We start from the raw sequence: 6896 nt of genomic DNA on the forward strand, positions 1-6896 counted from the left end.
TAGCGCTCATTCCAGAGGCCTGAAGGTGATCGTAAAGGCGGCGCGGCCCTTGCCGGGATACGGAGGCAGCGGCGACGCCTGAACTACCGCGTTGAGCGCGGCAAAGTCCCATTTGGTGTCGCCGCTGCGCTGCTGCAACACCGCGTCCAGAACTTCCCCGCCGGGGCCCAGGGACACGCGTACCACCGCCGTCGGGTTGGTAGCAAGGTCCGCGGGTCTGCTGTACTGAATAAACGGCTTGACCCTGTCTCGTACCGCAATCGCATAAGCGCCATCGGAGATCGCGGGGCCTGCCGCCGCGGCCTGCAACTGCGCGAGCGCCCCGCGATTCTCCGTGGTCTCTCCCTCGACGAAGACCTGTCCGGCTGGCACGCCCTGCCCCCATGCCGCAGTACACGCCCAGCTTGCCAATGCGATCGCCAGCACCGATCCGGCACCCCTCATATCGACTCCCAGTATTCTGTTTTGCCGACGATTATGCCATTGGCGCATACGCTTGCCATGGCGCCGCTTGACACTGGTGCAGGCCAGCCACAGACCAGACATTGTGCAGCGGCCAAGCACAAGAAGAGCCGACCGTTGCCGCCAATCCCGCCAGACGCAGGCCAACCGAGCCAGGCCTTCTCGATAAGCTATTTCTGCGACCGTCTTATCGCGCCGTAGCGCCGTAGCGCCGTAGCTCAGATTGCGCCAGCAGACATACGTATATCCCTACACAAGAATCGGCCGACACCGACCCTTCTAACGTAGAGCTTCAGCGCGGCAACTTTCCTGCCGTTTACCCCATTGGCTGCCTTGTAATCTTGGAGCCTATTGTCGGGTTCCCGCGCGCACTTGACTTCGCACGGGCGCCCGACTGGTGCGCCGCCCATGAACGCAGTTCCACCCAATCGCAGCTTTGAGCCGAAATTGCGAAATAATAGAGCCTAGATTGCTCATAGAACCTTGCCCCGTGCCTCGGTGGCAAGCCCCCTATAAGAAAAGGTGGGGTATATGAAATCAACTATTCCAGCGGCGATTACGGCACTGGCGGTGTGTGGCTGCAGCAATCTTCCGCCACGGAAAGATGTGGACTTCTCTTCGTTGACGAGGGTGCAAAAAATTGCAGTGGCAGACCCTGGACCTGCTCCAATCAAGTTCACGTCAACCTCGGGTGCCCCCGGTGTTGCTTCAGCTCTCGTTTCCGCTATCCCGGGTGTGGGCTTGCTCGCTGCCGCCGCCATCGGAGGCGCGGGCGGAGTAGCCGGTGCTGTTGGCAATGCGTCTGCGGTTGGCAATCCAGACAAGGGCAAGAGCTTCACCGATGAGGTGGAAAAGCGCTCCATTGCGCTGCCGGCTCAAATGATTACTCTGTTCAAGGAGGGGCTGCAACGTACTGGGTATGAAACGTCTGTCGTCAACGCCGAAGCGGCGACCTCAGGCCAGAAGGATGAAAAGCTGGACTGCAAAAAACTGAAAGCTGAGGCAGATGCGCTGCTGCAGTTTACCTATCTTTCGGTGGGCTTCAATTCGGTTCCGTTTTCGACCGAGTGGTTCCCTACAATGAGCATCCGAGTACGGCTGAGCGACTGCCATTCAGGCGAGAACATCTACGCAAACATTATTGTTCCATCAGAGCGAGAGATAAGGACGGCCTACAGCGACATGATAAAGGGGCCACCCCTCGTTCAGTACTCTTCGCTGGATGCGTTGATAGCGAATAGCACTGCGGCCTTCGATGAACTATCCAAGCGACAAAGGGCGGTGGCTCTGCACGTCCTGAAGGCGCTTACGGCCGGACGAAGCAGCCGCCCCTCGGCGCTCGGAGCCTCCATTACTACGTCAAGGCCAGCAGCAGACAACGAAGTGCTTCCGATTCGTTCTGACATGGCAGTGGCCACGATGCCCTTAACACAGCCATCCAGCCCTGTACCGTCCGATTCGTCCGTACCTTACCTCACCCAAGAAGATCAAGAGCGTTTCCAGGACTTCCTGAAGAGGCCCTTCCCGCGCGCGTTTGCTATTTCAGACACAGGTCGACGAAGGGTTGCTGCCCGAGCATGCGATTAAATTTAATAGACATATTATCAAAATAATCTGACAATATTCTTTTTACCCACGGTTAATTCTTCTCCGATCCAGGCGTGAGGCAGTACGCCGGCGTCATCTCAAACAGTGGCGCCTAGCATGTGGATGGCCAACTCACCAGCATGCCATGACAAGCGCCCTACGCCCGATTTGGATCAGTGAGTTCATATTCCTTCCCAATGGAGACAGGACAGGCGCCCGTCTGGATATAATCTCTTCACCCCCTATTTGTTGGAAAGATTGTTAGGGCTAACAAATCTGCTTGCCGACACCAATTTCCCCGCCTCTTCCGTATCGATCTGCACGATCTTGGCGCAACTCATATTAGGGCTAATCTCAAAGTAGCTCACTCGATCCCGTTGAGCGACAAATTTCTTTCCATCTTCCTTCCAGGTGGGCGACCATCCCCCAAAGCATTTCACCGATACTGTATGCTCTCCCAATGGAACACTGAATTTGGTATTCTCGCCAGAACCAATAGAAAATACGTCGCGGCCATCCAGTGCAACATAATAGCTGTTCATGACGCCAATAATGTTGCTTGAACGGATTAGTACCAATTGGGACGAGGGCGTACCCTCCGGTACCTCTGGGAGCCGACCTATTCTCCCCGAACTCGCACAGCCGACAAGGGCGGTGGCGAAGAGCCCGATCAACGATCTTCTTAGAGCACTCCAGCCTCCTTGTCCAGCGCGCAGGACAGGCAATGAAATCGGACAAGCACTCTCAACGGACAACGTACGACCGAAATTGAACATCAAAGCTCTCTAAAAGTGAGGGAACACGCTGGACGAAAATGCCATGCCGAAGTCGGCGCGAGGTCAGGTCAGCATTCTACTACTCGGCAACTGAATTTCTCAAATCGAATTTTGGTGCACTTCCGAACTTATATTTCCATTTACCATCCGCCATGAACGCGTCCTCACCAAGATGCCGCCGAATATCATTCCGAACAGAATCAGGCACACCGTCTGGACTTACATCATGAGCGACCAGCCAATAGTATTCATCGAACCTTTCAATCTTCAAAAATGGCGCGCTCTCAATTCGATCCCGCCCAAATAGATTAATATATTCGACACCATAAATCGAGATGATCGGAACATCCGGCAATCGGACCAATAGATCCACAGGTGCATCCCAGCCCTTGGTCGCCATACTCCTAACCTCACCATACACCGGCTTCACAACCCCCACCAATGCTCGAATCACATCCATGAAATCACAGAGAATCGTGGAATCTCGAACAATCGCGGAAAACATCAAATGTCCACTTATCACGTGGAAACCTGGCTTCTCGGACTTGTCCCATTGAACCTGAAAGCCACACTCCTTACCTGCCTCCAGCAGCAAACTTCCTGACCGCATTCCGGTTTTCGGGCCACTTCTGTTTACCAGAATATCAACAACATCATCAGTGCTGCCGATAATCTCCTTCGGCTCGAAAGCCCCCATTTTTTTTGGCGATACATCACCTGGCGCAGATAGAATTACGTCTACGATATTCTTGGCAATGGAATCGCCCTCAAAGTCAAGGGTAGAAAACAGGGCAAAGGTAAACCCACTAATTATATTGCTCATTTCACGCCGACCTGTTTGACAACAACACCATTTGTACGCGCATAATTTAAGAGGGATTGATTAATCTGCGCCTTCCCATCCGGCGTATAGTAAATCAACGTTCTACTTTCAGTCGTTTTCGACCACTGCACCAAACCCCGGGCTTGAGCATCAAATGGAATTTCTGCCCCTGCTTTAGCATCGGCGTAAGCGGCGATTTTACCATCCTGCCTGTAGATACTGTAATCCGGCTTGACATAGTTTCGACCATCAATATCCGGGGTCGGAAGCCTTTCTTGTCGGCCCAACAGACCTCGGTCATCTAACCCCTTCAACTTCGTACCAGCAACATAGTCGTCGAAGGAATTACCAACGGAATTATTATTCCGAATCGTACCATCTGCTGTTGCTCTGTTTAGGACTCGCCCCTCACCAATGGCCAGTCCTTCGGACTCTGCTGCTTCGATACGACTGACTCGCCCGCCACCAGACGCTTCCCCGAATATACTACGCCCGCCCCCAGTCGGCCCCCCAACTCCCGGCCCACCGCCGCCACCCTCCAGCAGCATTTCGTCGCGCGCCCGACGCGTTGGATCGGCGGCCGCGATCAGCAGTCCTGGCGCTCCGTCCGCAGCAGCCCGCTGCGCCGAGTACTCCCCAAATACTCCAGATTCAACAAGGTCGCGACCTATCGAGCCCCATTGCTGCCCTGCGCCTCCAATAGCGTCGCCAAAGACTCTCTCGCCAGGTAGTGGTGCTATCCCCAAATAACCCTGGAAAGCGCTCCCAGTCGTGCCAATCCCGCCCTCCACGAAGACACCGCTTAGCCCGTTGGTAGAGGGTAGCGCGTGATACTCTGGATTCATGCCATTGACGAGCGGCGAGTCACCCACCAGTAATGGGTCCAGTCGAATGCCTCCTGGAGTTACCGTGACGCCCTGGAACGTCCCCAAGTCACGCTGCCCCGCTCCGCTGCCGCCCGCATCCGACATTGCCACTGGCTGCCCGGGCTGCGTGATGCCGTTGGACGCCAACAGCATCGTCTGCGAGCCATCCTCATATCCGCTGCTACCCCTCGAGAAGGCATCCACGAACTGGCCATAGAGCGCATCGTTGGTGTATGCACCAGGTACACGGCTGTCCGCGAGCAACTGCAGCCCCCCACCGGCGCCGCCCGAAGCATCCGGGTAAGCCGGCAGCAACATTTCTCTATCGGTACGATTGAAGGGCCCGCTGTCCTCCAACGTGCTCAGACCATCATTCCTCGCCGACGCTGCCCGCTGTCCACCAAACACTTGGCCGAGCGCCTCCTCCTGCGAACTGTTGACGCTGCTCGAGTTGCTCGCCAGGCTCCCACCCAGCGCATTGCCAAACGCAATAGGTCCGAGGCGAAGTCGTACCCATATCGCCCGCTACGCCTTAGCGGGCGCGCCTTTCCAGGCCGTGATACGACCGCAGAAGGACCGTTTCTTGGGTCAGAAGCCCCGAAGTGCGTTTTTGGGGCCGCAGGCGGCCAAGCCGCGAAGGGGTTAGAGGTCGGCGGCGCCGAGCTCGTTATCGTCGCAGGCCTCACTCTCGTAGTCCGTGCCCGGGCCCCTGTTGAGTCCTTCCATGATGAGCTCGTACCGGCCGCACTCAGCCTCGGTCTGCGGACCGACGGCATCGGCATCGCATGGCATCAGGTACTACTGCGGGGTGGGCGAAGTCAGGTGGGCCATGCCAAAACTGTAGCAAGGAAGCCGCCATCCTAGTCGTCGGCTTAGTCGTCGGCTCCACCCTCCAGTGCCTCTCACAACACATCAAGGGCTTCTGGTGTTGTACGGCCCCGCTTGGCCGCCGACTTCCCGCCGCCGCTTAGCCCCAGGGTGCGTGGCACGCATGCACCTGCAACGGCTGGCGGCTGCTCGCGCGCATGCGGAAGGGCGAAGCGCCACGGCTCATTGCTTGCCGTTTTGTAGGCGGACGCGGAAACGATCAAGGCTGCGATCGATCCAGACGTCGAAGCAGCCGTTGAGCCAATGGGGAAGTTTTACGGAGCGAGCGACGGTAAGCGCCTCGCTCAGCATGCGGAAGCGAGAAACCGAGATGCCCACAGGATGAGGCAGCGAATAGTCCAAGCGCAGGCGGCCAGAAGTTCCGTCTATCTAATTTTCGGTTCATTAACCCAGCGTGTCACGAGGTCTTGCTCAGAGCGTCCGACGTACTTTAGTAAAAAATATCCACCAGCATCTGCAACCCGCCACAATCAATAATCTGGCTAAATGGCGCCTCACTATTTTCCCCTTATATTCCTTCCGGGACCCCCGAGCCTCCATTGGCCTTTGTAATCCTCCAACGATCAAGATTCTGGTATTCGAATTTTATGTCGTAGTTAAAGGTCGAGTCGATTACCAAAAGAAGCACCGCCTGATCCTTACTAAGCAAAGCTAGAAGCTGCATCGCCTTCTCGTTCATGCCTCTAAAGAAAGCATTGTGTGTGAATGGGTCAATAATGTCCACCTTTGAGTCGATGACATACGACCCATTAGAACCATGTTTAGACCCTTCCAAGCAAAATCTAAAGTACGCTCTGCTCCAAGCAGGCGCAATCTGGCGAATGAGTTCCATGAACTCCTTCGCCAGTTCGATCACGATAACAGACTGCTCATCGGCCACTATGGAACCCTCCTAACATACGTTTGCCCTGGTTGATTCTGGAATTTACCTACCCATGAATCGACAAGGTTCCCTTCTTTGTCGACGACACCGTAGGTGACAGACAATGAGCCTGGTCGCCCGGTGTTGCTGAAATCTCCAAGTGTATGGTTAAAGTTTACCTGATAGCCTTGGTCGATGTACCGAGCATAATCGTTCTCAAGCGTCTTGAAGGCAGACATGTTGAAGTTGCCTTCCTGCGGGAACAGGTTGATCCCACCTTGATCGAGGACGAATCGATGCCCAATAAGGTGACCACCTTGGTCACCTGCGATACCAGAGGCAGCGGCGTCTACTTGCGCTTGAACTTCGGCGGAGCTCCGTGCTGCACCTGTAAAGTATTGTTGGAGGTTACCCGAAGCTGACAACGTATTGCCCTGGGCATCCAACGTGTAGTTGACGGTGTTACTGCCCACCATGCGCGTAACTACCGCATTTGCCTCAGCTCCAGCAAAGCTTGCCGCGTCCGGAACTGCACCGAACTCAGGCGGCACCACATAGGATGTCAACCCCATCCGGTATGCCGCCTGATCCATCCCTGCCGCAAAGAGCTGCCCCGTGCGCGACGCCCCAAA

8 protein-coding genes are annotated in these 6896 nt (G+C 55.7%); 1 reads left to right on the forward strand and 7 read right to left on the reverse strand.

Going from position 1 to position 6896, the window contains the following annotated elements:
* Positions 1 to 6 precede the first annotated feature (6 nt).
* Entirely contained in the window at positions 7 to 444 is a 438-nt protein-coding gene (locus ACYP5B_RS49750; protein ID WP_459574839.1) for an energy transducer TonB, read from the reverse strand.
* A 549-nt stretch (positions 445 to 993) separates the two neighbouring features.
* Between ACYP5B_RS49750 and ACYP5B_RS49755 the strand changes: the two genes are divergently transcribed.
* On the forward strand, positions 994 to 2049 hold the full coding sequence (locus ACYP5B_RS49755; RefSeq protein ID WP_459574840.1) for a hypothetical protein: 1056 nt from the start codon (positions 994 to 996) through the stop codon (positions 2047 to 2049).
* A 242-nt stretch (positions 2050 to 2291) separates the two neighbouring features.
* Here the strand turns inward: ACYP5B_RS49755 and ACYP5B_RS49760 are convergent, their stop codons facing one another.
* The 6 genes from ACYP5B_RS49760 to ACYP5B_RS49785 form a co-directional block, all read right to left on the reverse strand.
* On the reverse strand, positions 2292 to 2591 hold the full coding sequence (locus ACYP5B_RS49760) for a hypothetical protein (RefSeq protein ID WP_459574842.1): 300 nt from the start codon (positions 2589 to 2591) through the stop codon (positions 2292 to 2294).
* Between the two features lie 313 nt (positions 2592 to 2904).
* Positions 2905 to 3648, reverse strand: coding sequence for a hypothetical protein (locus tag ACYP5B_RS49765; RefSeq protein ID WP_459574843.1), 744 nt, complete (start codon positions 3646 to 3648; stop codon positions 2905 to 2907).
* Complete coding sequence (locus tag ACYP5B_RS49770; RefSeq protein ID WP_459574844.1) at positions 3645 to 4832, reverse strand: hypothetical protein; 1188 nt, start codon at positions 4830 to 4832, stop codon at positions 3645 to 3647. The genes ACYP5B_RS49765 and ACYP5B_RS49770 overlap by 4 nt, the downstream gene beginning before the upstream one ends.
* A 732-nt stretch (positions 4833 to 5564) precedes the next feature.
* On the reverse strand, positions 5565 to 5744 hold the full coding sequence (locus tag ACYP5B_RS49775; RefSeq protein ID WP_459574846.1) for a hypothetical protein: 180 nt from the start codon (positions 5742 to 5744) through the stop codon (positions 5565 to 5567).
* 166 nt (positions 5745 to 5910) lie between these two features.
* Entirely contained in the window at positions 5911 to 6282 is a 372-nt protein-coding gene (locus tag ACYP5B_RS49780) for a hypothetical protein (RefSeq protein WP_459574847.1), read from the reverse strand.
* Positions 6282 to 6896: DNA/RNA non-specific endonuclease (locus tag ACYP5B_RS49785; protein ID WP_459574849.1), on the reverse strand; the 615-nt coding region annotated here is incomplete at its 5' end. The genes ACYP5B_RS49780 and ACYP5B_RS49785, both read right to left, overlap by 1 nt.

The organism is Cupriavidus sp. 8B (assembly GCF_054589115.1).

What these genes read in the sequence shown, in the direction of transcription:
- ACYP5B_RS49750 (WP_459574839.1), bottom strand. Translation starts at nt 444, where the DNA reads ATGAGGGGTGCCGGATCGGTGCTGGCGATCGCATTGGCAAGCTGGGCG.
- ACYP5B_RS49755 (WP_459574840.1), top strand. Translation starts at nt 994, where the DNA reads ATGAAATCAACTATTCCAGCGGCGATTACGGCACTGGCGGTGTGTGGC.
- ACYP5B_RS49760 (WP_459574842.1), bottom strand. Translation starts at nt 2,591, where the DNA reads ATGAACAGCTATTATGTTGCACTGGATGGCCGCGACGTATTTTCTATT.
- ACYP5B_RS49765 (WP_459574843.1), bottom strand. Translation starts at nt 3,648, where the DNA reads ATGAGCAATATAATTAGTGGGTTTACCTTTGCCCTGTTTTCTACCCTT.
- ACYP5B_RS49770 (WP_459574844.1), bottom strand. Translation starts at nt 4,832, where the DNA reads ATGTTGCTGCCGGCTTACCCGGATGCTTCGGGCGGCGCCGGTGGGGGG.